The organism is Rhodococcus sp. NPDC057135 (genome assembly GCF_042670865.1).
Lineage (GTDB): Bacteria > Actinomycetota > Actinomycetes > Mycobacteriales > Mycobacteriaceae > Rhodococcus_F.
The window spans coordinates 463,788-488,332 of sequence record NZ_JBHUUU010000001.1 but is presented as its reverse complement, the minus strand read 5'-3'; the positions used below and the strand labels follow the sequence as shown (position 1 = coordinate 488,332).

The 24,545-nt window shown below is 61.4% G+C and carries 21 protein-coding genes, 1 tRNA gene, 1 other RNA gene and 2 pseudogenes; 9 read left to right on the top strand and 16 right to left on the bottom strand.

All coding sequences use genetic code 11. The features are described from left to right. Nucleotides 1–138 precede the first annotated feature (138 nt). The 4 genes and pseudogenes from ACFT1A_RS02270 to ACFT1A_RS02255 all read right to left on the bottom strand — a co-directional run bounded on the left by ACFT1A_RS02270 (nt 139) and on the right by ACFT1A_RS02255 (nt 6,609). A complete protein-coding gene (locus ACFT1A_RS02270) occupies nt 139–2,280 on the bottom strand; it encodes a 3-hydroxyacyl-CoA dehydrogenase NAD-binding domain-containing protein (protein ID WP_378445662.1) in 2,142 nt (713 codons plus the stop codon). 45 nt (nt 2,281–2,325) lie between these two features. After that, complete coding sequence (locus ACFT1A_RS02265) at nt 2,326–3,540, bottom strand: acetyl-CoA C-acetyltransferase (protein ID WP_003943886.1); 1,215 nt, start codon at nt 3,538–3,540, stop codon at nt 2,326–2,328. A gap of 222 nt (nt 3,541–3,762) precedes the next feature. After that, nucleotides 3,763–4,311 (bottom strand): annotated as a pseudogene (locus tag ACFT1A_RS02260) (multicopper oxidase domain-containing protein); the annotation flags it as partial. Nucleotides 4,312–4,368: 57 nt separating this feature from the next. Beyond that, a complete protein-coding gene (locus ACFT1A_RS02255; RefSeq protein ID WP_378445661.1) occupies nt 4,369–6,609 on the bottom strand; it encodes a DNA polymerase III subunit gamma and tau in 2,241 nt (746 codons plus the stop codon). A gap of 162 nt (nt 6,610–6,771) precedes the next feature. On the opposite strand from ACFT1A_RS02255, the gene ACFT1A_RS02250 reads away from it, so the two are divergent. Next, nucleotides 6,772–8,091, top strand: a complete 1,320-nt coding sequence (locus ACFT1A_RS02250) for an ammonium transporter (RefSeq protein ID WP_378445660.1) — start codon at nt 6,772–6,774, stop codon at nt 8,089–8,091. A gap of 1 nt (nt 8,092) precedes the next feature. Here ACFT1A_RS02250 and ACFT1A_RS02245 read toward each other — a convergent pair whose 3' ends face one another. The 4 genes from ACFT1A_RS02245 to ffs form a co-directional block, all read right to left on the bottom strand. Further along, the gene (locus ACFT1A_RS02245; protein WP_378445659.1) at nt 8,093–8,668 is read right to left on the bottom strand and encodes an HhH-GPD-type base excision DNA repair protein; all 576 of its coding nucleotides are present in this window, start codon (nt 8,666–8,668) and stop codon (nt 8,093–8,095) included. Between the two features lie 18 nt (nt 8,669–8,686). Then, entirely contained in the window at nt 8,687–9,991 is a 1,305-nt protein-coding gene (locus tag ACFT1A_RS02240; RefSeq protein WP_378445658.1) for a glycosyltransferase 87 family protein, read from the bottom strand. Nucleotides 9,992–10,140: 149 nt separating this feature from the next. Next, complete coding sequence (locus tag ACFT1A_RS02235) at nt 10,141–11,433, bottom strand: aminotransferase class I/II-fold pyridoxal phosphate-dependent enzyme (RefSeq protein WP_317553517.1); 1,293 nt, start codon at nt 11,431–11,433, stop codon at nt 10,141–10,143. Between the two features lie 42 nt (nt 11,434–11,475). Then, nucleotides 11,476–11,575, bottom strand: an RNA gene (gene ffs, locus ACFT1A_RS02230) — signal recognition particle sRNA small type. Nucleotides 11,576–11,711: 136 nt separating this feature from the next. Between ffs and ACFT1A_RS02225 the strand changes: the two genes are divergently transcribed. Next, a tRNA-Ser gene (locus ACFT1A_RS02225) sits at nt 11,712–11,799 on the top strand. Between the two features lie 636 nt (nt 11,800–12,435). Here the strand turns inward: ACFT1A_RS02225 and ACFT1A_RS02220 are convergent. Then, the gene (locus ACFT1A_RS02220; RefSeq protein ID WP_378445657.1) at nt 12,436–12,684 is read right to left on the bottom strand and encodes a hypothetical protein; all 249 of its coding nucleotides are present in this window, start codon (nt 12,682–12,684) and stop codon (nt 12,436–12,438) included. 440 nt (nt 12,685–13,124) lie between these two features. On the opposite strand from ACFT1A_RS02220, the gene ACFT1A_RS02215 reads away from it, so the two are divergent. The 3 genes and pseudogenes from ACFT1A_RS02215 to ACFT1A_RS02205 all read left to right on the top strand — a co-directional run bounded on the left by ACFT1A_RS02215 (nt 13,125) and on the right by ACFT1A_RS02205 (nt 15,053). Beyond that, nucleotides 13,125–13,475: a hypothetical protein gene (locus ACFT1A_RS02215; protein WP_378445656.1), complete on the top strand. Its 351-nt coding sequence runs from the start codon at nt 13,125–13,127 to the stop codon at nt 13,473–13,475. A 31-nt stretch (nt 13,476–13,506) separates the two neighbouring features. After that, nucleotides 13,507–13,924, top strand: a pseudogene (locus ACFT1A_RS02210) (hypothetical protein); the annotation flags it as partial. Nucleotides 13,925–14,624: 700 nt separating this feature from the next. Continuing rightward, a complete protein-coding gene (locus tag ACFT1A_RS02205) occupies nt 14,625–15,053 on the top strand; it encodes a hypothetical protein (protein ID WP_378445655.1) in 429 nt (142 codons plus the stop codon). A gap of 1,211 nt (nt 15,054–16,264) precedes the next feature. On the opposite strand, the gene ACFT1A_RS02200 is transcribed toward ACFT1A_RS02205, so the two are convergent. Genes ACFT1A_RS02200 through ACFT1A_RS02185 form a run of 4 tightly spaced genes read right to left on the bottom strand, consistent with a single transcriptional unit; the run spans nt 16,265 to nt 17,919 of the window. Further along, nucleotides 16,265–16,696: a YbaB/EbfC family nucleoid-associated protein gene (locus tag ACFT1A_RS02200; protein WP_378445654.1), complete on the bottom strand. Its 432-nt coding sequence runs from the start codon at nt 16,694–16,696 to the stop codon at nt 16,265–16,267. Continuing rightward, nucleotides 16,693–17,262, bottom strand: coding sequence for a hypothetical protein (locus ACFT1A_RS02195; RefSeq protein WP_378445653.1), 570 nt, complete (start codon nt 17,260–17,262; stop codon nt 16,693–16,695). The genes ACFT1A_RS02200 and ACFT1A_RS02195 overlap by 4 nt, the downstream gene beginning before the upstream one ends. Continuing rightward, nucleotides 17,259–17,567 carry a hypothetical protein gene (locus ACFT1A_RS02190; protein ID WP_378445779.1) on the bottom strand — a complete coding sequence of 103 codons (309 nt, stop codon included), beginning with the start codon at nt 17,565–17,567 and terminating at the stop codon, nt 17,259–17,261. Before ACFT1A_RS02190 ends, ACFT1A_RS02195 begins: the two co-directional genes overlap by 4 nt. Continuing rightward, nucleotides 17,476–17,919: an alpha/beta hydrolase gene (locus tag ACFT1A_RS02185; protein WP_378445652.1), complete on the bottom strand. Its 444-nt coding sequence runs from the start codon at nt 17,917–17,919 to the stop codon at nt 17,476–17,478. Before ACFT1A_RS02185 ends, ACFT1A_RS02190 begins: the two co-directional genes overlap by 92 nt. 88 nt (nt 17,920–18,007) lie before the next feature. Here ACFT1A_RS02185 and ACFT1A_RS02180 point away from each other — a divergent pair, with 88 nt between their 5' ends. Beyond that, nucleotides 18,008–18,826, top strand: a complete 819-nt coding sequence (locus ACFT1A_RS02180; RefSeq protein WP_378445651.1) for a pentapeptide repeat-containing protein — start codon at nt 18,008–18,010, stop codon at nt 18,824–18,826. 32 nt (nt 18,827–18,858) lie between these two features. Here the strand turns inward: ACFT1A_RS02180 and ACFT1A_RS02175 are convergent, their stop codons facing one another. After that, nucleotides 18,859–19,167, bottom strand: coding sequence for a DUF6191 domain-containing protein (locus tag ACFT1A_RS02175; RefSeq protein ID WP_007731580.1), 309 nt, complete (start codon nt 19,165–19,167; stop codon nt 18,859–18,861). Nucleotides 19,168–19,302: 135 nt separating this feature from the next. Between ACFT1A_RS02175 and ACFT1A_RS02170 the strand changes: the two genes are divergently transcribed. Both ACFT1A_RS02170 and ACFT1A_RS02165 read left to right on the top strand, forming a co-directional pair. Then, a complete protein-coding gene (locus ACFT1A_RS02170) occupies nt 19,303–19,974 on the top strand; it encodes a response regulator transcription factor (protein ID WP_378445650.1) in 672 nt (223 codons plus the stop codon). 39 nt (nt 19,975–20,013) lie between these two features. After that, nucleotides 20,014–20,793 carry a helix-turn-helix domain-containing protein gene (locus tag ACFT1A_RS02165; RefSeq protein ID WP_378445649.1) on the top strand — a complete coding sequence of 260 codons (780 nt, stop codon included), beginning with the start codon at nt 20,014–20,016 and terminating at the stop codon, nt 20,791–20,793. Between the two features lie 23 nt (nt 20,794–20,816). On the opposite strand, the gene ACFT1A_RS02160 is transcribed toward ACFT1A_RS02165, so the two are convergent. Together ACFT1A_RS02160 and argE are read right to left on the bottom strand one after the other, a co-directional pair. Further along, a complete protein-coding gene (locus ACFT1A_RS02160; protein ID WP_378445648.1) occupies nt 20,817–22,106 on the bottom strand; it encodes an MFS transporter in 1,290 nt (429 codons plus the stop codon). Nucleotides 22,107–22,133: 27 nt separating this feature from the next. After that, the gene (gene argE, locus ACFT1A_RS02155) at nt 22,134–23,321 is read right to left on the bottom strand and encodes an acetylornithine deacetylase (protein WP_378445647.1); all 1,188 of its coding nucleotides are present in this window, start codon (nt 23,319–23,321) and stop codon (nt 22,134–22,136) included. Nucleotides 23,322–23,432: 111 nt separating this feature from the next. On the opposite strand from argE, the gene ACFT1A_RS02150 reads away from it, so the two are divergent. Next, nucleotides 23,433–24,500, top strand: a complete 1,068-nt coding sequence (locus ACFT1A_RS02150) for an Lrp/AsnC family transcriptional regulator (protein WP_378445646.1) — start codon at nt 23,433–23,435, stop codon at nt 24,498–24,500. Nucleotides 24,501–24,545: the final 45 nt, after the last annotated feature.

Genomic DNA, 24,545 nt, shown 5'->3' with positions numbered 1-24,545 from the left:
CGCCAAGCGTCAGGCCGAACTCCGACAGGACTGACGTGAAATTCGCTGTCGAAGTTCGTCTGTGGATAACTCACAAATTGGGGATAAACCCCTGTGCGCCTTTTTGGTAGCGACAACTACCAAAAAGGCGCACGGGGGCTATGCCTCTAGCGACGCCGGCGGGTTGAACCGCGGGCCGTACTGCGCAGCGAGTTCCTTTGCGCGAGCGACGAAGCCGGCAGTGCCGCCCTCGTAGCCGACGATGAACTGGTGAACGCCACCGGTCCAGGCCGGGAATCCGATGCCCATGATGGAGCCGATGTTGGCGTCCGCCGTGGTGATCAGGACGTTCTCGTCGAAGCACTTCTGCGTCTCGATCGCCTCGATGAACAGCATGCGGTCGATGAGGTCCTGGATCGGGGCGTCGGAGGTTCCGGAGTTGAAGTTCTCGCGGAGTCCGGACCACAGGCCGGTGCGCTTGCCCTCTGCGTAATCGTAGAAGCCTGCTCCACCGAGCTTGCCCTTACGATCGAACTTCTCGACGAGGGTGTTGATGACCTCGCCGGCCGGATCTGCCGGCAATTCCTTGCCTTCGGCCTTGGCTGCCTCGGCAGATTCCTTGCGGATCTTCTGCATGAGGGTGAGGTTGAGCTCGTCCGAAAGCTGAAGCGGCGCAGCCGGGTAACCGGCCTGCATACCTGCCTGCTCGATGGTGGCCGGCTCGACGCCCTCGGCGAGCATGCCGATGGCCTCGTTGATGAAGGTTCCGATGACACGTGAGGTGAAGAAGCCACGCGAGTCGTTGACCACGATCGGCGTCTTGCGGATTGCCTGGACGTAGTCGAACACGCGGGCCAGAGTCTCGTCGGAGGTCTTCTCACCGCGGATGATCTCCACCAGCGGCATCTTGTCGACGGGCGAGAAGAAGTGGATGCCGATGAAGTCTTCCTGACGCTTCACGCCGGTGGCGAGACCCGTGATGGGCAGCGTCGAGGTGTTCGAGCCCAGCAGTGCCTTGGGATCGACGATGTCCTCGATCTCCTGGAACACCTTGTGCTTGAGTTCCTGGCTCTCGAAGACGGCTTCGATGACGAAGTCGACGCCGGCGAAATCGGCCGGGTCAGCCGTCGGGGTGATCTTGGCGAGGAGTGCGTCGGACTTCTCCTGCGTGGTCTTGCCGCGCGAGAGTGCCTTGGCCTCAATGCCTTCGGAGTACGCCTTGCCCTTGTTCGCAGCCTCGATGGTGACGTCCTTGAGGACGACGTCGAAGCCTGCCTTGGCGGAGACGTACGCGATGCCCGCGCCCATCATGCCTGCGCCGATGACGCCGACCTTCTTGATGGTGGACTTCTCGATGCCTGCCGGACGTGAACCGCCGCCGTTGATCGACTGCAGATCGAAGAAGAACGCCTGAATCATGTTCTTCGCGACGCGGCCGGTCACCAGGGAGGTGAAGTAGCGCGCCTCGATGAGCAGCGCGTTGTCGATGTCGACCTGCGAGCCCTCGACGGCTGCGGCCATGATGGCGCGCGGAGCCGGCATCGGAGCACCCTTGAGCTGCTTACGCAGGTTCGCGGGGAACGCCGGAAGGTTGGCAGCGAATGCCGGAGTGGACGGGGTTCCGCCAGGGATCTTGTAGCCCTTGACATCCCACGGCTGAACGCCGCCTTCGGGGTTGGCCTTGATCCATGCCTTCGCGGCCGGAACCAGTTCCTCGACCGAGCCGACGACCTCGTCGACGAGGCCGACTTCCTTGGCCTGAACGGGTCCACGCTGCTGCCCCTGAAGCAGGACGCCCATGAGCGCGTTCTGCAGGCCGAGCATCCGCACGGTGCGAACGACGCCGCCGCCGCCGGGCAGCAGGCCGAGGGTGACCTCGGGCAGGCCGATCTTGACGCCCTTGACGTCCGCCGCGATGCGGTGGTGGGTCGCCAGAGCGATCTCGAGGCCGCCGCCGAGTGCCGCGCCGTTGATGGCTGCGACTACCGGCTTGCCGAGAGTCTCGAGGCGACGCAGGTCTGCCTTGATCTCGACGCTGTGGTTGTAGATCTCCTCGGCCTGCTCGGGGCCGACCTTGATCATGTTCTTGAGGTCACCACCCGCGAAGAAGGTCTTCTTGCCGGAGGTGATGACGGCACCGGTGATGGAGTCCTTCTCGGCGACCAGACGGTCGACGGTGGCCTTCATCGACGCGATGTACGCGTCGTTCATGGTGTTAGCGCCCTGGTTGGGATCGTTGATGGTGAGCACGACGATGCCGTCGGCGTCCTGGTCCCAGTTGATGATGTTCTGATCAGTCACTTTGATTGACTCCTGGTAAGCCTCGTTGGAAGGACGGACGCCGCGTCAGACGCGCTCGATGATGGTGGCAACGCCCATACCGCCGCCGATGCACAGGGTGATGAGGGCGCGCTTGCCGCCACGACGCTCGAGCTCGTCGACCATCGTTCCGGTGATCATCGCGCCGGTTGCTCCGAGCGGGTGGCCCATGGCGATGGCGCCGCCGTTGACGTTGAGCTTCTCGTCCGGGATGTTCAGGTCCTTCTGGAACTTCAGGACGACGGAGGCGAACGCCTCGTTGATCTCGAAGAGGTCGATGTCGTCGACGGTCAGGCCGGCAGCAGCCAGAACCTTCTTCGACGCCGGCGTCGGGCCGGTGAGCATGATGGTGGAGTCGGCTCCGCTGGTGGCGGTGGCGACGACGCGAGCGCGCGGCGTCAGGCCCATGTCCTTACCGGCCTGCTCGCTGCCGACGAGCACGAGTGCAGCGCCGTCGACGATTCCCGAGCTGTTGCCGCCGTGGTGAACGTGGTTGATCTTCTCGACCCAGTGGTACTTCTGCAGCGACACGGCGTCGAATCCGCCGATTTCACCGATCACACCGAATGCGGAAGCCAGGCCGGCGAGGTTCTCGGCCGTGGTGCCCGGACGCATGTGCTCGTCGTTGTCGAGGATGGTGATGCCGTTGATGTCCTTGACCGGCACTACCGACTTGGCGAAGTATCCGCCGGTCCACGCCTTGGCGGCGAGGTCCTGCGAGCGCACGGCGTATGCGTCGACGTCGTCACGCGAGAAGCCCTCGATGGTGGCGATGAGGTCTGCGCCGACGCCCTGCGGGACGAAGTAGTTGTCGTAGTTGGTGGCGGGGTCGAGCGCCCACGGTCCACCGTCGGATCCCATCGGAACGCGGGACATCGACTCGACGCCACCGGCGATCACCAGTTCGTCCCAGCCGGACCGGACCTTCTGAGCAGCCATGTTCACGGCTTCGAGACCGGAAGCGCAGAAACGGTTGAGCTGAACGCCGCCGACGGTGTCGGGCAGTCCCGCATCGTTGACTGCAACGCGGGCGATGTCCATTCCCTGATCGCCAACGGGGGTGACGACGCCCAGGATGAGGTCGGAGATCCGATCCTCGTCGAGGTCGGGAAAGCGCACGCGCAGTTCCTGGATCAGACCCGTGACCAGCGAGATCGGCTTGACCGAGTGCAACGACCCGGTCTTCTTGCCGCGGCCTCGCGGGGTACGGATGGCTTCATAAATGAATGCCTCTGTGGTCACTGTGAGGTGTTCCTTCCGTGTAATTCGTCGAACCGGTCTGCAGATCGTCCGCGCCGCCTTCGGTGGTGGCGCATGGCCGAGGTACAGACCTCAGCCCTTTCACTGTAGAACGTGTTCCAAATTCATGGGAAGGACCGAAGCGATCCTGCTAGGTGACCGAGGTGATCCGACGTGCGTGCGCCTGCCCGCTCCGGTTCATTTCGAGTGCGCTTCCGGCGGCGCTCACGGCACGATTCGATAGGGCAGCATCATGTCGTGATCTTCGTGGTCGAGTAGGTGGCAATGCCACACGTATCCCTGGAGTTGACCGGTGTTACTCATACCGTGGCGCCCACCGCCCGGCATTCCACCGCCCGGCATCACAGCGCTCGGAAGACGATCGAACATCGCGTCGGGATCGAAACCCAGCTCGTCCGCGGTCGGGAATCGCACGATGATCCGCGTGACCGTGCCACCGTCCACCCTGACGGTGTCCTTCATCCCGGCTTCCCACGGCGCCTGCGCAATCGTCGGTCCCGCCTCGAACCCGTCGGGCGACGGAGTCCACTTGTTGCCGATCACCGGCTGCGGATGACGGATCAGGTAATCCAGCGTCCGCATCGGCGTTCTGCCGAGAATTCGGAAGTTCACCAGGTGCAGGTGAATCGGATGCGGGTCGGGTGTGGTGTTGACGATGTTCCACTGCTCGACGGTGCCCTGCCGCGGTCTCTCGACGTCGGTGGTGCTGAACGTCAGGTTGTTCAGCGTCATCTGAGCCGGCGGATTCCGCAGCAGCCGGTCCCGGGGCGTTCTGGCTGCTGCTCCACCCGCGCTCGAGGTGACAACGACTCAACTTTCGAGTCTGCGGGCTCCAAGGACGTCCTTGAGCAGTTCCTTTGCAACGTCCTCGGGATCACGCCTGGCCGTCGGATCGGCGGGTTCAGCCGCCTCCGCGAACATTTCGTCCTCGTCTTCACGTGTCGCAGGCGGAGGAGTTGCCTCGTAATCGACCTCGGGAGCAGGGGCCGGTCCAGGGTCTTCCGGGTAGTCAGGAGCCTCGGGCGGCGGAATGTCGTCCGAATCTCCGCGCTGGGACTGCGGAGCCTTGGGCTGCTGCGCTGCGCGTTCCTGACTGGGGCGCGAGAATCGCGGCGCAGCGGCCGGGCGAGTCGGAGCCTCTGCCGCCTTGGGCGCGCTCGACCCGGCAGGCGCGGGCGGCGCACCTTCCTGGTACTCGACTTGCCAAGTGCCACCGAACATCTCGGTAAGGACCTCGCAGATGACCGCTGCGTTATGCGGTTGCGTCACACGAGCACCCAGAACCGGCGAGCCGTGAGCAATGACCACGACGTGACCACGCACGTCGTGAACCGTAGCAGCGGACAGCATGGCCGGCAGAACCTTGTTTCGTTCACCGACCTTGTTGCGCAAGGTGTTCCACGATTCACGAAGTGTCTCGACCGTGGGGCCGGCCGAGACCGGCGCAACTTCTGCAGCCGCCGGCTCCTCGAACTCGGGCTCGGCCTCGGGCTCGTAGTCGGGTTCCGGCTCGGAAAGTCCGATCAGCTCTTCCGCTTCGACAGGAGCTGGAGCCGGTAGTTCCACCACGGGAGCTTCAACCACTGGAGCTTCGACAACCGGCGGTTCGGCAACGGCGGGTTCGGCAACGGTGGGTTCGGCAACGGGCGGCGCCACGATCTCGACGGCGGGAGGCTCGACGACTGGAACTGCCGCCACCGGAGGTTCGACGACAGGAGCCTCGACAACCGGAGGCACCGCCGCGGGAGCAGTGGCGGCTGGTTCCGGATGTGCCTCGGGCTCGGCCTTACGTTGGGAGGGCCGTTGGAACTTGGAAGCAATCTCCGGTTCGAGCGGCGGCACGGTCGGTGCCGGCGTTGCTGCTGCGCGAGGGGCAGCGGCAGCCGCGACTCCAGCAGCCGGAATACCTTGTTCCAGGCGCTCGAGCCGTTGCAATACGGCCGACTCGGCGTCCGAGGCAGAGGGGAGCAGCATTCGCGCGCACATCACTTCGAGCAGCAGCCGCGGCGCCGTCGCCCCACGCATTTCGCTGAGCCCGGCATGGACGGTCTCGGCAAAACGGGTGAGCGTGGCCGGACCGACTCGCTGAATCTGCTCACGCATCGTGACCAGCTCCGCCTCGGGTGCGTCGACCAACCCTCGTTCGCTGGCGTCGGAGACAGCCTGCATCAAAATGAGATCACGCAGACGTTCGAGGAGATCCAGCGCGAAGCGGCGTGGGTCGTGACCGGCGTCCATCACGCGATCGACGGTGCCGAACAAGGCGGCTCCGTCACTGGCGGAGAGAGCATCGACGGCTTCGTCGATGAGCGCGACGTCGGTGACTCCGAGAAGGGAGAGCGCGCGCGGGTACGTGACGCCTTCTTCGCCGGCTCCCGCGAGCAGCTGATCGAGGACACTCAACGAGTCACGAGGCGAACCGCCGCCGGCCTTGATGACCAGCGGATATACGGCAGGCTCGACCGGTACGCCCTCTTGGGCGCAGATCTTTTCCAGGAGTCCGCGCATGGTCGACGGCGCCAACAGGCGGAACGGGTAATGGTGTGTACGCGAGCGAATGGTGGGGAGAACCTTTTCGGGTTCCGTCGTCGCAAAGATGAAGATGAGGTGTTCCGGCGGCTCTTCGACGATCTTGAGCAGCGCGTTGAAGCCCGCCGCCGTCACCATGTGTGCCTCGTCGATGATGAAGACGCGATAACGAGAAGCGGCCGGTGCGTGGAATGCCTTGTCTCGGAGTTCTCGCGTGTCGTCGACGCCACCGTGACTTGCGGCGTCGAGTTCGGTCACGTCCAGGTTGCCTGTGCCGCCCGGGCCCAGCGAAACGCACGAGTCGCACACGTCGCACGGCGTCGACGTCGGACCCTTCTCACAGTTCAGTGAACGCGCAAGGATGCGCGCCGACGACGTCTTTCCACAGCCGCGTGGGCCGGAAAAGAGATAGGCATGGTTGATGCGTCCGGTGTCGAGGGCCGTGCTGAGCGGTGCGGTGACATGCTCCTGCCCCACCACCTCGGCGAAGGACGCGGGTCGATACTTCCGGTACAGGGCCACGCGCAAAGACTACCGGCGACCCACGACAGGTGGTCCGGTGCGGGTGCAACGCCGACTTCTCCCGAAACATGTTCGCAACACAATCGCAGTGCGTAGGAAACCGCACGCACGCATCGTGGGTTCCGTGCATGCGGGCTGGTCCGTGTGCGTGAGGAGAAAACTGTGCCCGCCACCATCGATGCCGGAGCAACTGCCTGGTTGCTCGTCAGTACTGCACTGGTACTTCTGATGACGCCAGGACTCGCACTGTTCTACGGCGGCATGGTCCGCTCGACCGGCGTCCTCAACATGATCATGATGAGCTTCGTCTCGATCGCGCTCGTTACCGTTGCCTGGTTGTTCGTGGGTTACAGCCTCGTCTTCGGCGACGATCACGGCGGCATCATCGGTGGGCTCGAGCACGTCGGAATGGCGGGCATAGACCCGTCGACCGTGCACGGGAACGTTCCGGAAGTGTTGTTCGCAACCTTCCAATTGACGTTCGCGATCCTTACTGCAGCACTCATCAGTGGTGCGATCGCCGACCGAGCGAAGTTCTCCGCCTGGATGATCTTCGTCCCCATCTGGTCCTTGCTCGTCTACGTCCCCGTCGCTCACTGGGTGTGGAATCCGCAGGGATGGCTCGCCCAGATGGGAGCACTCGACTACGCCGGTGGCCTCGTGGTCGAGATCGTGTCCGGAGCGTCGGGTCTGGCATTGGCCCTGGTCCTCGGCCAGCGGATGGGTTTCAAGGCCGAGTCGATGCGTCCACACAATCTGCCGTTCGTCCTGCTCGGCGTCGGCCTGCTCTGGTTCGGTTGGTTCGGCTTCAATGCCGGTTCGGCCCTTGCTGCCGACGGTATGGCCTCGCAGATCTTCCTCAACACCCTCGTCGCCGGTTGCACCGGACTACTCGGCTGGCTGTTCGTCGAACAGAACCGTGACGGTCACCCCACCACGTTCGGCGCGGCCTCGGGCGTCGTCGCCGGGTTGGTCGCGATCACCCCGTCGTGCGGAACGGTGAACATGTTCGGCGCGCTCGTCATCGGTCTGATCGCGGGCATCGTCTGCTCGTACGCCGTGGGATGGAAGCACAAGCTCGGCTACGACGACTCCCTCGACGTCGTCGGCGTGCACCTCGTCGGTGGAATCGTCGGCTCGTTGCTGATCGGACTTCTCGCGACGGCCGTGATGACGGGCGGTCCGGAAGGTTTGTTCTTCGGCGGTGGGTTCGCTCAGTTGGGCAAGCAGTTCGTCGGTGTCGTCGTGGTCGCGCTCTATGCCTTCGGAGTGACCTACGGTCTGGGAAAGCTCATCGACAAGACCTTCGGCTTCCGCATTTCACGTGAAGACGAGGCCCGCGGCATCGACGTTGCCCTGCACGCGGAGTCCGCCTACGAGCACGGGGTCCTCGGCCACGGTCCGATCGGTGGACAGAACCCGAGCCCGTTCCTCCAGCGTCAGCGTGAGGATCGCGAAAGGCACGAACGCGAAGACCAGTGACCTATTTCGCCTTCGCCGCGGCCTTTGCTGCCTTCTTGAACTCACGGACCTCGAGCAAAGACTGCTCGTCGACCACGTCGGCAATCGAACGCCTCGAACCTTCGAGGCCGTAGTCGCCGGCCGCTTGGCGCCAGCCCTTCGGCTCGACGCCGATCTGCTTGCCGAGCAATGCAAGGAAGATCCGGGCTTTCTGGTCGCCGTAACCGGGCAGAGCCTTGAGCCGCTTCAGCACTTCCTTGCCATCGGGGTTGTCCGAAGTCCAGATCGCCGCGGTGTCGCCGTCGTAGTTCTCGACGATGAACTGGCACATGAGCTGGATGCGCTCGCCCATCGACTTGGGGAATCGGTGCACAGCCGGGGGCTCGGCACAGATCGCGATGAACTCGTCGGTGTCCATGTCGGCGATTCGCCTGACATCGATGCCGCCGAGCCGATCCGCCAGCTTCTTCGGACCGCGGAAGGCCGTTTCCATCGGAACCTGTTGATCGAGAAGCATTCCGATCAACAACGCCAACGGGTCTTCGGCGAGGAGGGCATCAGCTTCGGGGTCACCGACAAGGTTCAGATGAAGTGCCATGAGTCCGATACTGCCACGTCAGGCAGCAGTTGTGACCGGCGCCGGTGCATCCGGCACCGGAATCTTCCACTTCCTCCAGCCGAACAGAACCAAGGTGGAGACCGCGGCAAGCGTGAAGACCCAGAGGTAGACGCCGACGGTCGGGATCCGCAGATATTCAGGCGGCACGAACATGAACAAGCCCATGCCGACAAAGCGATCCGTACCCGGAATGACCGACGGATCCCACCAGGTGTGAGACCAGTTCAGTACGGGAAGCAGGAACACGAAAGGCGCTACCCACGCCCAACGCTTCTGCGACACGATCGCGTAGTGCGCTGCGAGAACGACCAACGGCACGAACCACACCCAGTGATGTCCCCACGAGAACGGCGAGACAGTGGTCGCCGTCAAACCCGTCATGGTGAGGCCGAGCAATTTCTGGCCGTGCCGGTGAGCAACCCACGCCGCGCCGAGTCCGAGGCATGCCGCCAGCGCACTGAAAACGAGGACCAGAATCCGCGACGGCGTCGGAGTGTGAGTGAGCTGAGCGATCAAACCGGACACGGACTGGTTGCTCGGAGCATCCGTCGGTCCGACGCGTTCGCTGTCGACAAGAGTGCCGGTCCAGTACTTGTACGCGTCGTTGTAGATCACGACGAAGCCGATCGCTACGGTCACTGCGAACGTCACGACGGCAGTCACCAACGCGCGCCATTGGCGTGTGATGAACAGGTATGCCCAGAAGAAGGCCGGCGTCAGCTTCACCCCGGCGGCAATGCCGGCTCCGATTCCTCGGAGGCGACTCTTCTCGTCCCGGCCTAGATCCCACACGATCAGGAGCAGCAGGAAGATGTTGATCTGCCCGAGCCAGAGCGTCGTACGTATCGGTTCCATGAACAGGAAGATCGTGGTCGCCAACGCACTCACGGCGTACGTCTTCGCGTCGAGCCGATAACCGAGGTACTTCCAGCACAACACGATCACTGCGAACAAGGCTGCGATGTTCAAACCCGTCCACACGACAATCGCCTGTTTGAACGAGAGCACCGCCCACACCGTGAACAGCAAAGCCGCAAACGGTGTGTACGTGAACATCATTCCTTGCAGAACCGGTCCGTCGTACAACGGAAGGCCCTGAACCACGACGCTGCCTCCGTGGCGATACACGTCGAGGTCGAGAAAGTTTTCGAAGATCCCCCAGTACCGCGTATTCATCGGAACCGCGAACAAGACCATCAGTACGGACGCGATGGCCAGAACGCCCAGAACGACGAATCCGAGGACCCCGACGCGTAGTCGACGTTGCGGTACCTCAGCTTCGGGGAACGACTCTGAATTCACGGTGTGTGCCTCGAAAGAGGGCCCATCCGAAGCGTTGATCGCGCCCGTCACTACAACCTCCGGGAATTACACCCTACGTCGGGAATTGATGTTCCGAACGGTACAAGACGACACCGAAAAGTACCGACCAGGCACGCCGCTTCGAGCGCTCAGATCTCGGAGAGACGCGATTCCGTGGCCGCGAGCAGGACACACGTAGCCACGCCGTCCATGGCAACTTCGAGTTCAGCTGTGGACGGGAAACTCGGGGCCAACCGGATGTTCCGGTCATCCGGATCCGTGCTGTACGGGAAAGCCGAACCTGCCGCAGTGAGCGCGATACCCGCGTTCTTCGCCAGTTCGATGACTCGCTTGGCTGTGCCGTCGACCACGTCGAGGCTGATGAAGTATCCGCCCTTCGGCTCGGTCCAGGACGCGACCTTCGACGCACCGAGACGATCCTCGAGGATCCGCAGTACGAGCTCGAACTTGGGCGCCAGGAACGCGCGATGCTTCTCCATGTGCGCACGAACGCCGTCGGCATTGCCGAAGAAACGCAGGTGGCGAAGCTGATTGACCTTGTCAGGTCCGATGCTCTTCTTACCCAGGAACTTCTGGTACCAGGCAAGGTTTTCCGCCGAGCTACCGAAGAAGCTCACACCGGCGCCGGCAAAAGTGATCTTGGACGTCGACGCGAACACGAGCGGACGGTTGGGGTGTCCGGCCTCCGCTGCCATCGACAGAATGTCGTAGGAAGGTGCAGTCTCGCCGACAAGCGGATGCACGGCATACGCATTGTCCCAGTACAGGCGGAAGTCAGGCGCGGCTGTCGGCATCGATGCAAGCGTCCGGACAATTTCTTCGGAGTACACGGCACCGGTGGGGTTCGCGTAAACCGGAACAGCCCACATGCCCTTGATCTGCGGATCTGACGCAACAAGTTCGGCGATCTTGACGACATCCGGGCCGTCGTGGTTCATCGGCACCGCGATCATCTCGATGCCGAGGGACTCGGTGATCGCGAAGTGGCGGTCATAGCCCGGTGCGGGGCAGAGGAACTTGATCTTCTCTTCACGCGCCCATGGCTGAGCTGAATCCGGTGTGCCGTGCAGCAGTGAGAACACGACGTTGTCGTGCATGATCTCGAGGCTCGCGTTGTTGCCGGCGAGAAGGTTCGCAACCGGGATACCCAGCAGCTCGCCGAAGATGGCGCGCAGTTCCGGCAGACCGGTGAGTCCACCGTAGTTACGGCAGTCGGTTCCGCTTCCGTCTCGGAAATCACCGTCGCCGGGCAGCGTCAGCAGCTCTGCGGAAAGGTCGAGTTGTTCCGGGGAAGGCTTACCGCGGGTCAGATCGAGTGCGAGCTTCTGCGCCTGGAGCTGCGTGTACTTCGCGCTCTGGCTCTCATGCTCGGAGGTGAGTTCTTCATGGCTCATCAACCCGATCTGGGTTTGGATAGGCATCCGGAGCGGCCTTTCACCGACGAGGCGGGGTCGGGTATGTGAAAAAAATAGAGGACCCCGCGCACCCGGCAGAGCCCGTTGACCCTTGCTGCCTTCCGGCCCTGGGGGAGTTCACAGGATGCGCGCCGCGCGGGATCCAATGAACAGTGTAGACGGCTTTCGCCGGCCGCTGCACACCACCTACCGGGGTGGAGATGCAAACCCTGAGATCCACCGGCTCTTCGCAGGTCAGGTACCCGTTTAACGCTTCACGCTCGTGATTGGGTATGCTGCTCCACGGAGGATTCGCCTAGTGGCCTATGGCGCTCGCCTGGAACGCGGGTTGGGTTAACGCCCTCAGGGGTTCAAATCCCCTATCCTCCGCCAAAGGGACCCCCTGTGAACTGCTGAGAAGCGGTTCGCAGGGGTTCTTTTCTGCCTCGTTGACGCCGATGGCGCCAGCCGCCTCGAACTGACCACCGACGCCGCTACAGGTGCGGCATTTGTTCGCACAGCCCGCATCGTTGATGCGTCGGGTCAACACCTGCGCTCCGGTCGCGGCGGGCCGTCGGTGTTCGGTGGTCTCGGTGCGCCCTGCTCGGATCCGGCTGTCCTTTTGATCGCCTGGTCGACTTTGTTTGAGAGATGTCGTCGACTGACTTGAGAGGTATTGAGTCTATAAGTCCATTTCAGTGGCGCAGCGCTGCGTGGGACGAGTGGGCACCAGCGGTTGGCACCATCCCCTGACTTGGCCTCATCACGGGAATGGAACCTGTCATTGTGGTGGGCTCGACAGGCCGCTTCCATCTGCACCCTCCTCCGCAGGACGCTACGACTTCGCTCTCGATTCGTCCGTCGTTGCACTCAGCGGTGATGCTTACCGCCCGAGCCGGGTGATCACATACAGGGCAGCTACCGAAGTAGTTCAAGACGTCACGCGACTCGGACGCCACAACCTTCACCCGTCCGACCATATCTTCCTAGAGCTTGCGCAGGCGCAGCCTGCTGCAGTTGCCAGGTCTATTAGTCGATCGTTTTCGCGACTTGGGCGTCGCTGATCGTGTCGTCAACGATGATGCGGCGTGATCCGTCGAGGCTGGTGCGGCCGTACGTTTCACCGTCGATGTGTTCGCGGGTGACGGTCCATCCCGGCTCGGTTATCGCCCGCGATGCGGGTATAGATCGCGGCGGGGTCGTCGCCTTCGAGTCGGGTGCGTATGGACTCGGCTGCTGCTGGGGGTCAGCGGCCGACGCCGACGATGTGTCGTTCACGTCGCGGTAGATGGGTCGACAGTGACCATCACGATTACCAACAATTCGGAAACGCCTCTGACCTGTGCGACTTCGTTGGGCCTTGCGCCTGGTGGTGTATTGCCGCCTGTCGAAGTCATTCTCAATGGAGGTCAATCCTTCTACGATCAAGGTGTGGGTCGCCCCGGGCACGGCAACTCAAGTCGTTACCGATCTTCCCGACAGCTCGTACGTCGTGCAGCAGGCAACTTCTGTCGTCACGATCCCTGTACCGGTTCTCGCACCGCAGGCATAAGCTCGATCTCCCGGCGGCGGAACTGGCTTCCTCTTCCCCCCGCGAGAAGGGACTCCGGGCGTCATTCCCACGCATGTAGTTTCTTTGCATATCACTGATCAACCCGAAAGTTCGGCTCCTGCAGGCGCTCCAAGAAGCGTCGATCTGCGCACGACACCTGGCGGCGATGTTGAAGCAGGCCGAAGACGCCGGATCGCCAATCAACATGCCGAACAACTTCTTCCGAGAGTTCAGTTCCATGCCAGCGCTGGCGACTCTCCTCAATGCGGAGACGGCAGGACTGGTTCCAGCCGGCGGACCGTTCGCGTCCGCGGTGCAGCCAGCAGTCCTTGCGATCCGTGCCGCCACGGATGCGTCAGATCTTTCTAAGTTCCGCCCGAGGATCGACGGTCTGGAAGCTGTATTGAACACCGCAGGGATCGGGTTGGTAGATGTCGACGTCGACGATGCCGCTTCACCGGAGCAGGTGGTCGCAGAACTTAAGTCCGACTTCATTCACGCTGTCGGCAACCCTTGACCGCACACTCCGAACTGGTTGAGTTGGTCTCTGGATCGGCGGGGTGTCGTCGACCGGGCATGGTTCGTTCCGGGCGGCGAGTCTGCCCGGCCGTCCCGGCGCGGGGCCGTGCCAGCGCATTTGTTCGCGTACCAGCTCGAATACGGTGCCATCTCGAGGTTGGGCTTGTCCAACACTGACGACGCGGTGCCGTGCCATCAATGCGATTTCGCCGGCTGCACCAACCCAGCAAACATGCAGTTTGGAACCAACCGCAGCAAACGCAGCGAATACGAGCTTCGGCGACACAACATCGCCAGCCCACTTGTCGACGTTCGAGGACCCGCGGGTCGCGCTCGGCCATCGCCGCCGCGATCCGTATCGGGATCGAGCAGGACCTAGAGGGCGCCACGGTCGAAGAGCGCATCGCTGCGGCCGCCGCTGCAGAATGTCCGCTCGCACTCTGGTAGCGACGCTGCCACTCGACACTGACGATGCACATTCACCGTGAACGTATTTCGTTGCAGCTCAACACTTTTTAACCACAGAATGACATAAAAAATCCTACCAGAGAAACATCATGGCGGGTATTCTGCGGAGCTGCCACTGATCTGATTTGGGACGGATGACACCGCACGGACGGCAGGCTGTGACAATTTTCGACAGCGACGCAACCGCGAACCCGAGCTCGCCGAATTAGACCCCCACGAAGCTGGCCGCCAGAAAAACTTCAAGAAGAACGGACTACCACTTTGGTGCTAAAACCAAAGTAGTAAACCTGGGCAATTTTTCATCGAACATCCTTCGACGTTTATCAGTTTCATACTTCACTCTTAATGCTTTAGTACTAGATAGTCACGACATAGCCGGAAGCGAGTTTTGAAAAATGAACACGTTTCCGTAGTAGGCAATTATACCGCTACCGCCAGCCACATAAAGTGCCCTGACCTGACATTATGTCAGCTCGCACTAAAGATTGAAAAACTATAACGCGTTCCAACAAAAGAGCTCAAAATCGCTCCCCGCAACAAATTTTGCTCTATCGTGACCTGCATCATGGACTGGGACGCCAAACCGTGATCTGCAAGAAAGCTTCCCTCCGCGGCATCGCCGTCGGAGTTCGAAATTCGGGGTCCTTCAGGGATACCCCCATTAACGAAAGGAATGCACATGCGGAAATCAGGTATCGGATTCGCCATCGCTGCAGTAGTAGCATCGGCGGGACTTATCGGATCTGGTGTAGCTCAGGCCGGCCCCGCACCCACCGGCAATTACCAGATGTGTGGTTACACCTACCAGGGCGCGATCGTCGACAATGTCGATCCTCCAGCTACGGTCACCAAGCTGTCGGGCAAGGTTGTCACCGGCAAGCTCAAGCTGGGCGGGTCGACCGTCGCGACCTACACTGCAACCTCCGACGCCAACGGCGGTTACTGCTTCCAGGGCAACGCCGGCATGGTGGGCACCGTGGCCCTGGGTGGCGTCGTCGAAATCAGTTCGCCTGGAGGAACGGTCTTCCATAATCCGGTCACGCAGAGCGACTTTGCCACTCACGCCGTCGGCACAACGAGTGCAACCAATTTCCACGTCGCGTTCTAGCTAGCTGGTCCAGGACGAAGCCGCCTGTAGGCGTTAATTTACGCCTACAGGTGGCGGTCGAAGTCAGTGTCGGCAGGGATTCTCGCGGTCAAAGCGGAGTATCCCCTCGAGCCCGTCCGCGACAGCTGGACCTGCGTCAAACTCTGTCGCTGAGATGAGTGAACTTCCGCAGTAGTCCACCAAAACTCTTCTTGAGTATATTTCGAAACCCATGACACCGCGAAACGAATCGAATATCATTACCTCGTCTCGGCCAGTGCGAATTCTTGCGAATTCAGTGTCGATGACTGCAATTGCCGTCGCGCTAGTCAGAGTCGCTCTCGATTGATATGCGACCCATCTCGAACAATTCCAGATCGTACCGATCTATTCCTCGATCTGAAATCCCACAGCTACATGGAAAGGAACCATTGTGTCGATCGATTTTGGGACGGCCTTCGGAGAGCTCCTGAAGACCCTGTTCAGCACCGGGTTCGGGTCTCTAGCGACCCTCATCACCACATTCTCTGCAGAACAACCCGCCCAGGTATAAGGAGCACAAATGTTATCGCTGGCAGACTACCTACCGTTGGCTTCTGACATGCTTTTCAACATACTCGTCAGAATGCCTCTCAATATTTCCTTCGGCATCGAGCTGTAGAAAGAAGCATCAGAATGAGCAAAGACCTCACACTTCTTGTATCGGGATCAGGAATCGCCACAGTCGGCGCACTGGTTACTTTCTTAATGGCTCTCGTCTTCCCTCCGAACTGAAACGGAATCACTATGCTGACAAAATACTGGCCCCAGATCGTCATCCTTTTCGGCACCGTACTGCAGCTACCGTTCCTGGGTAGCTTCATGGGTGCTGAAGAAATGAGCTGATCTCTCCTATCCGTCTGGTCCCAGGATCATGGCGTCGCGGTGATCCCCGCGGCGATGCGATGGGCAACAAAAGAGCGCACGGGCACAAACTGCCGCCCACGAGATCCCAAGTCAGGGATCCTGTGAGCGGCAGTTTGTAATTGAGTTCGAATCCCTGCCCCGGAGTAACGACCGTGCCCTTGTTGAACGCGGTTGGTGAAGCTGATGCCATCGCACCTGATGTGGGTATGGCGAATGTCGTCCAGCCCTTGAAGCGTTTCTTCCCGCGTAGTCGTCGTATCGGCCGATCGGTAAGCAGACTCATGAAAGAACTGGAGCTGAATATAGGGGTTCTTTCTTGCCCGGGTTCAGGCACGTCGCATAAACGAACCGCCGTCGCAGGGTAGGTCGTCATCGACTGACCCGCGGTCGGCTCGTTTCAACACGTGAGTTTCAGGTGCGGCAGGTGTCTGATCGAACGCGTCCACTGCATTGAAAGCATTCATTGCCCCGGCGACGCGAGGGTCACGGAGGAGTGGGGCGCGTAGTTCCTGCGCGGCAGACGCTGCTGCCGCAGAAGCGGTTCGATGGGCCGCTGTGATCGAGGCGGCGAGCGCAGCCGCCCCGCCCCTGAGACAACTATCGGTCAGTTGCAAGTCAGTGATCGCGCCGTACGCATCAACCTCGACGCTGACGGCACCACCTCCCGCTTCAGCGCGCGCGCGAACTTTCCCGACCTCGGCGTCGGCTTGGCGAGCGAGGACAGTCAACTCGGGAAACGAGGATGCGGGCCCGCTCAAGACTGATCGATCTGCACGGGCGCGTCCGGATGATCCGACGCGGCAGGTCGGGGGAAACACGGCGACGACCCGGTCAGGCCCGCTCCGCGTGGATGCTCGTCGAAGACCATTCGATATCCATCCGGCAAAACAGTTTCGGTGCTCGTCGTGTCCCCAGCGGAGTCGTACGTTCGAAACTTCCAGCCGCGCTCAGTCCACAGATTGCGAATCGTATCGCCGAACCCTGGAATGCTCGCAGCGTCAGAAGACTCGAGGAAATACATCACGCCGTAGTCCACGGATGTGTTTTTCGACAGATTGCTGTCGTTGCACGGGACGGTGCCACCCGGATCGAGGGTGACCTTCTGGTTCAGTTCGGAATACCGCGTCAGATAGGCGCCCGGCGGCAGTATCGCGATCGTGTCCGTCAGGTACTCGATCACCTTGGCCTGTGCCTGCACGCGGGTCAGATTCACGTTGGCTTCCATCACTTTTCCGTTCTCCGTCGTCGTACACGCAGACAGCAGCACTGCCACCGCGATACTGCTCACGCCGAATGCTTTACGGCGTCGAGTTGCGTTGGTCATGGCGCTCCTAGTCCGGCGATCACGTGGCCCATACCGGCAAGAGCCGGATTGTTGATTTCCCAGTACTCACTGTGCGCGGCTGGGCTGGGGAGCTCACCGAGCAGACCCGCGTCGATCCCGGTCCCGCGAGCGGAATCGACGACAGTGGCACCGAATCCGATCAACGGAAGATCGTTCGCGGGATTCGCGCCATGCGACAGACCACCGAACACGTCACCGATCATCGGAACCGGATCGTTGGCCGCGGCAGTGGCGTACACATTGCCACCGACATGTTCGGGGGCTTCCCACGAAGAACAGATCATTCGCGTCCATTGATCGTCCGTCCGAGGCCGCAGCGCCGATCACGGTCGATCCGCAAATGTGTCCGATGACCGTGTTACATGAATGCGTGCCGTCGTGGGATGCACGCAGTCCGTCTTGGAACCGGCCGAGCGATCCGGCGCCGCCGTCGGCATACCCGTCGAGCCCGGCTTGTCGAATCGTTTGCGGCGCATCGTATCCGTACCAAGTCGCCACCGAAGTCGACCCGAAAATTCCGGCCTTTTCCAACGCCTTTTGTCCCGAATCCGACCGCCGCCCGCTTGCAGTACTTCGTTCCCCACCCAAGCCCCCCGGCTTCGAATCGACATGCGAAAAAGCAGCGTAACAGCGCATCGACTGCTTTAGAACCGCGCAATTTCGTTTGACAGACTCACGAACCCGAAGACACACTTTCGGTCCAACCCAACAATCGGGAGTACGCGTGATTGCCGGCCAGACCAATCTGCTCGCAGATTGCAGCAGTTGCTTCGGTCTGTGCTGCGTCGCACTCCCCTTTTCCAAGTCTTCCGACTTCGCGACCAACAAGAATGCCGGCGACCCCTGCAAGAACCTGCAGGAGGATTTCGGTTGCGGCATTCACACCGGATTGCGAAAGAAGGGCTTCACCGGTTGCACCGTCTACGACTGTTTCGGTGCGGGACAGAAGGTTTCACAGCAGACCTACCGCGGCGTCAGCTGGCGTGACGCCACTGAGACCGCGTCGGACATGTACGAAACCTTCCCTGTCGTACGCCAATTGCACGAACTGCTCTGGTATCTCGCCGAAGCCCGCTCGCTGAAGCAGACCCACTCGATTCGGAAGGAACTCGACGCAGTACTCGCCGAGACGGAAAGCCTGACCCACGGCACGCCTTCGCAGATTCGAGCCGTCGACGTCTCAGCACACCGAGCGGCAGTCAACACCCTGCTCGTGCAGACGAGTGACCTTGTGCGCTCACCGGTCTCGGGCAAGAAGGGTCGCAAACTCGACCACCGCGGCGCAGACCTCATCGGCGCCAAATTTCGTGGCTCCGATTTGCGCGGGGCCAACTTTCGCGGGACCTATCTGATCGGGGCAGATCTCCGCGGCTGCGATCTCGATCGAGCCGACCTGATCGGTGCAGACCTACGCGGCACCGACATTCGCGGTGCAAAACTCCGCGGCAGCATCTTTCTCACTCAGTTCCAGATCAACGCGGCGATCGGCGATTCGGCTACCACGCTTCCCGATTCGCTGACCCGCCCCAGCAGCTGGGCCTGAGCCAGACGACTGTTGGCGACTGTTGGCGACTGTCAACTCCGTCGACGGAGAACCACCTTGTTGGCTTCGGGATCGACGGACACCCACGGCGGGTCACCGTCGGTTCCGTCCTCACGATGCATCAATGCGCTCTGCCGCTGTTCGAATTCATGATGCTTCGATCCTTGAAACAGGGCAGCAACCTCTTCGAAGCCTGCCGCCGAGACCGGACGAGTCGTGCGTCCCCGAGTCCACGGCAGTGCCCGGCCGCCGGTGAGCCGGTTCCAGAGAGTCTCGGCGAAAGCGAACAGGACCAGAAGCACGAGCAAGCCTGGCAGCGTCAACGCGAACAGAGTGCCCATGAAAGAAGTCTAGCGACGAACGCCCCCGGTTCCGCCAAACTTCCGATCGGCCGCCCTATGTCTGGTCCCGCGGTCGATGGTCTGCCACAATGCAAGCTGTTACGACTAGTAACACCTTCGGGGGGAGGATTTCACGTGAGCTTGATACTTGCAGCTACCGATCGTTCGGAGCTTGTCCAGACACTTGGTACCGAATTAATACATTTCGGGCACCAGATACAGCTCGTCCGCACCGGGCGTCGACTACTCGACGACCTGGACACCGATAGTTTCGATATTGCGGTGATCGACCTTCTGCTGCCGGACATCGACGGCTACGAGATCGCACGACAGATCCGCTTACGCAGTTCGATGCCGATCATGATGTTGGTGGACACCCACGAGGACATCGACGAAGCACCACATCGCGCTGTCTCGGACTTTGTACTGAACCCGATCGATTCTCACGCGCTCGATCTTCGGGTAACCGCGATCCTTCGTGAAACCGCACATCCCGCTGCCGGCAAACATCAACGTCACGGTGATTTGCTCCTCGATCGACGTGCGATGACGGCGACGATGGGCGGAAAGCTGCTGGTCCTCAGTCGGACCGAATGGCGAGTACTCCTGGAACTGTCGACCGAGCCGGGGCGTGTGTACTCGCGTGATCACCTGATCCGAAACGTCTGGGGTTCCGCCCACGAAAAGACGCGAGTAGTCGACGCGACCATTCTCAGCCTGCGGTCCAAACTCGAATCCGATCCCGCGAAACCGAAATACATCAAAACCATTCGGGGGTTCGGATACCGCTTCGGCCCGGTCGACTGAACTCACCTTCGTGTCGGTGCCGCTCGATAAGCTTCTGCCATGGGTTGGTACACACCACAATCGGTCGCCCCGGATCTCTCCGACATCCTGGTGTGCGGCTGGACGGCGTGTGCAGAAGGCGAGCACCTCCTCGTGCCCGATGCCTGCATGGACGTGCTGTGGATACGTGGCGTCGGCATCCGCGTCTGCGGCCCGGAAACCGCTGCGTGGTCCTTCACTCTTCCGCCAGGAACACGCTCCGTGGGTGTTCGATTCCGCCCTGGATCAGCCTCGCCCATGCTGCGAACTTCGGCGTCCGAGCTTCGGGATTCTCGCGCTGACCTCAGCGATGTAACCGACGCACGTACAGCACGAATACTGTTGAACCGCTTGGAGAATTCCGAAGACCACGAACAGGTCTCCATCCTCGAAGACGCTGTCCGAAGTTGGGCACGTTCGAGTTTCCGTCACGATCCGGTGATCAACCATGTTCGCACCGCACTGTCCGAACATGCGTGGAATGTCAGCTCTCTCGCCGACGCGGCGGCCCTGACTTCGCGCCAACTCCAGCGTCGTTGCAACGACGCCTTCGGGTACGGTCCTGCAACGCTGCGCGCAATCTTGCGTCTCCAGCGCTTCATGGCACTCGCTCGCAGTCGACCCGCGTTGGGACTCGCTGAATCCGCTGCCCACTGCGGATTCAGCGATCAGGCCCACTTGACGCGTGAATGCCGCCGAATCTCGTCGCTGACCCCGGCGGCTCTACTCCGAACCCAAGCCCCCGACTGGCACGGGTCGGATACCGTCGTCGCTCTGACCGAGGGAGACGCGGTCGCATAGTCGCGACCGTCGTCCCCTGGCCGTCACTTTTGACTGAAAAGCGTCCTGGCAGACCACAGGCCGCCGAGGGAAAGAACTGCGACCGTCATGTAGTAGTAACTCGGGGCGTCGAGCGAGCCTGTTGTACTGATCAACCAGGTCAAGACCAACGGCGCGATTCCGCCGAGCAAAGTCACTCCGAGGTTGTACGACAAGGACATCCCGGTAGCCCGGATCTCCGCCGGGAACAGCGAACTCATCAAGGCAGGCAAGGGACCGAAGGCAAACGCCATGATGACACCCAGGACAGAAACAACCAGGACGAGCGTCAGAGTCGACGGGTGATCGACCATCAATTTGAAGAGCGGCCAGGCCAAGACGATTGCCGCAACGGCGGCCCAGGTCATAACTCTCGCCGGTCCGACCCGGTCGGCAAGGTGACCGATCAACGGCACGGTGATCAAGGTGACCAGTCCGGCGACGATGCCGCCGAGATAGCCGGCAGAGGCGGATATTCCGAGGTTCTTCACGGCAAACGTCGGCATGTACAAGATGAGGTAGATCGAGATCGTCGCGACGCCCACTACTGCGGCACCGGTCAGCACCCGGCCGAGATGCCTGGTCAGCGTCGTCTTCAGCGGGGCCTTTTCCGGGACGCTCGTCTTGAAATCATCCGTTTCATCGAGCTTGGCACGGATGTAGAGACCGACCGGGCCGACGATGATGCCGAAGAAGAACGGAACGCGCCAGCCCCACGAGTAGAGCGCTTCATGCGAAAGATGGGTGTTGAGCACGTAACCGAACAACGACGCCAGGAACACCGAGGCACCTTGGCTCGCTACCTGCCAGGACGAGTAGAACGCCTTCTTGTGTGGCGCAGTTTCCACGAGGAATGTTGTGGCAGTACCGAATTCACCACCTGCGGAGAATCCTTGAATGAGCCGCGAAACCAGGATGACGACGCCGGCCCACGGACCGATCATCGAGGTCGTCGGTGCCACAGCCATGATGAGCGTGCCGATCATCATGAGCATCATCGTCAACGTCAAGGCGTTCTTGCGCCCGCGACGGTCGGCGTAGCTGCCGAGAACCATCCCGCCCAGTGGCCGGATGACGTACGAGATCGCGAACGTCGCGAACGTCAGTATCAAGCCGAGAGTGTTGTCGCCGCCGGGAAAGAAGTTATGGGCGATGACCACTGCAAATGATGCGTAGACGATGACGTCGAACCATTCGAGTGCAGCGCCGAGCGAACTGCTGATCACCGCCTTGCGAGCAGCGGCCAGGCGTTCCGGGGTGACAGTTCCGGAGGTTGGCGTAGTTGCCGTGGACATGGTTTTCCTTAGGGGGGTGAGGGTGGGTCAGGCGCGAGCGTGAGCGATGACGTTCCGAACGAACTGCTCGCACTGTGCCAATTGGTCAAGTGTCACGTACTCGTCAGGTGCATGCGCCTGAGTGATGCTTCCCGGACCGCACACAACAGTGGGGACACCGATACTCGCGAACATCCCGGCCTCGGTGGCGTAGGCGACCTTTTCGTCCGTGGGCAGACCGCCCCATTGTTCGACCAGTGCAGCCGCCGAAGCATTCGCATCCGTCTCAAGCGGAGGAACCGAGGCCGAGACGTGCATCGTCACGGAGGCCGACGGATTCTCTTCCCGCATCAGCTTTTCGATCCGATTCGCCTCGGCGGCAAAGCGTTCGAGCAGATCCTCGGCGCCTGCTGTGCTGATACTCCTGAACTCGAAAGTGACGGAGCAATCCTCGGGCACTGTGTTGACTGCTATTCCGCCGGATACGAAATTGACCGAGCATGTTGTCCAGGCCACGTCGAATGCGTCGTCGTACGGGCCGGACGCGCGGAGCTCGTCGGCCACGCTTCTGACGAATCGAATCAACTCGGCGCCGTATTCGATCGCGTTGACTCCTTGTGGAGTGAGCGACGAGTGGGCCGAAATGCCCTGCAGGTCAACACGTATGACATTCATCGACTTGTGTGCGCGAATGACTCGCATCTCCGACGGCTCTCCGACAATGCACACTTCAGGTCGCAGGTTCCGGGTGCCGATCTCCTCGACCAACCCCGCGGCACCGATGCAGCCGACTTCTTCGTCGTAGGAGAACGCAAAGTGAATCGGCTTCGCCAGTGGCCGAGCAACGATGTCGGGGATCGAGGCGACGACAATCCCGATGAACGACTTCATGTCGCACGTGCCACGTCCGTACAGACTTCCGTCGCGAATTTCGGGGGTGAAAGGGTCGCTGCTCCAGTCTTGATCGTCGACGGGCACGACGTCTGTGTGGCCGGAGAACATCACCCCACCGGAAGTACTTCCGTCAGGAGGCGTGAACGTGGCCAACAAGTTGAGCTTCGTTCCCCCGTCATCGGGAACAAGTATCGGCTCAACGCCGTGGCGACGTAGTTCCGCAGCAACGAGATCGATCAACGGCCGATTGCTCAGGGCACTCGTCGTATCGATACCGATGAGGCGCTTCACCCACTCGAGGCTTCTCTCGGTCGGAACGGCGGACAACGTGGTGGACGGCATCAGGATTCTCCTCTCACAGCAGGAACGCGGTGGGCACTCGCCACCGCGTTCTGCGCTTCGAGCATGAATGAAGTGATCCCAGACACAACGAAGATGCACGATACTTGCATCGTGATCGAACAAACGCAGGATTCCGCCGTACTCGACGACGTCGACCTCGCCCTGATCAATTGCCTGCAACTCGACCCGCGAACGTCGTGGCGCACGGTTGGTGACGCACTCAAAGTCGATCCGGTCACCGTCGCGCGCCGCTGGCAGCGACTACAGGACTCCGGCACAGCCTGGGTCTCCGCGCGGGCAACCGGCCACGGCCGCCCGGAATCGTGTCTGGCATTCGTGGAAGTCGACTGCACGACTTCGCACGCCTTGGCGATTGCCGAGCGGCTCGCCCTCTGGCCGCAGGTGCTGAGCGTCGAACACACAAGCGGCCCAGGCGACTTGACTCTTCTCGTCGAAGTCAGAGACATGGCTTTCCTGTCGCGCTTCATGCTTCGTTCGCTCGCGTCAGTGCCCGGAATCATCAGTTCGCGTGCACATCTCGTCACCGAAGTCTTCGCGATCGGAGACGACTGGAAGTTGCAGGTACTCGATGCCACGCAGCGGGCGGTGATGACAGACCGGCCTGTGCGCTACAGATATGCACCGACGGATCAGCGCCATCACGGGAAGACGTTCGACGCGGTCGATCGCCAATTGATCTTGAAGCTGGGCGAGGACGGTCGATCATCGATTGCAGAACTCACGGTCGGTACCGGCCTCAGCGAAAGTACGGTCAGGCGGCGCCTTGCCGAACTGACGTCGCGCAACCAGATCGTGTTCCGCTGCGACGTGTCACTGCCGCTGTCCGGCTGGCCTTTCGTGACCTGGGTGTGGGGATATGTCGATCCCACGGACCGGTCGACGATCCGTGCACTGGTGGATCGAGTGCCGGGCATGCGCGTGTGCATGCGGATATCCGGAGGCCGCGCCAACACATTGCTCGCGATCGCCGCCCATTCCCTGCGCGAAACCCCCATTACCGAGGTGCAACTCGCCCAAGAAGCGCCGGGTCTGGTGGTGTTGAACAGATCGGTGGTGCTCAGATCCATGAAAAGGGTCGGCCGTCTTCTCGATGACGAAGGCAAGAGTGCCGGCGTCGTACCGATGGATATCTGGGCGGACGCTCCGGAAATCGAATGAATGTCCGAAATAATCAATCACAACGCTCCGCGGTGGAGAAGGATC

What these genes read in the sequence shown, in the direction of transcription:
- ACFT1A_RS02245 (WP_378445659.1), bottom strand. Translation starts at nt 8,668, where the DNA reads ATGGCACTTCATCTGAACCTTGTCGGTGACCCCGAAGCTGATGCCCTC.
- ACFT1A_RS02235 (WP_317553517.1), bottom strand. Translation starts at nt 11,433, where the DNA reads ATGCCTATCCAAACCCAGATCGGGTTGATGAGCCATGAAGAACTCACC.
- ACFT1A_RS02215 (WP_378445656.1), top strand. Translation starts at nt 13,125, where the DNA reads ATGTTGAAGCAGGCCGAAGACGCCGGATCGCCAATCAACATGCCGAAC.
- ACFT1A_RS02205 (WP_378445655.1), top strand. Translation starts at nt 14,625, where the DNA reads ATGCGGAAATCAGGTATCGGATTCGCCATCGCTGCAGTAGTAGCATCG.
- ACFT1A_RS02195 (WP_378445653.1), bottom strand. Translation starts at nt 17,262, where the DNA reads ATGACCAACGCAACTCGACGCCGTAAAGCATTCGGCGTGAGCAGTATC.
- ACFT1A_RS02190 (WP_378445779.1), bottom strand. Translation starts at nt 17,567, where the DNA reads ATGATCTGTTCTTCGTGGGAAGCCCCCGAACATGTCGGTGGCAATGTG.
- ACFT1A_RS02185 (WP_378445652.1), bottom strand. Translation starts at nt 17,919, where the DNA reads ATGCGCTGTTACGCTGCTTTTTCGCATGTCGATTCGAAGCCGGGGGGC.
- ACFT1A_RS02175 (WP_007731580.1), bottom strand. Translation starts at nt 19,167, where the DNA reads ATGGGCACTCTGTTCGCGTTGACGCTGCCAGGCTTGCTCGTGCTTCTG.
- ACFT1A_RS02165 (WP_378445649.1), top strand. Translation starts at nt 20,014, where the DNA reads ATGGGTTGGTACACACCACAATCGGTCGCCCCGGATCTCTCCGACATC.
- ACFT1A_RS02160 (WP_378445648.1), bottom strand. Translation starts at nt 22,106, where the DNA reads ATGTCCACGGCAACTACGCCAACCTCCGGAACTGTCACCCCGGAACGC.
- argE (WP_378445647.1), bottom strand. Translation starts at nt 23,321, where the DNA reads ATGCCGTCCACCACGTTGTCCGCCGTTCCGACCGAGAGAAGCCTCGAG.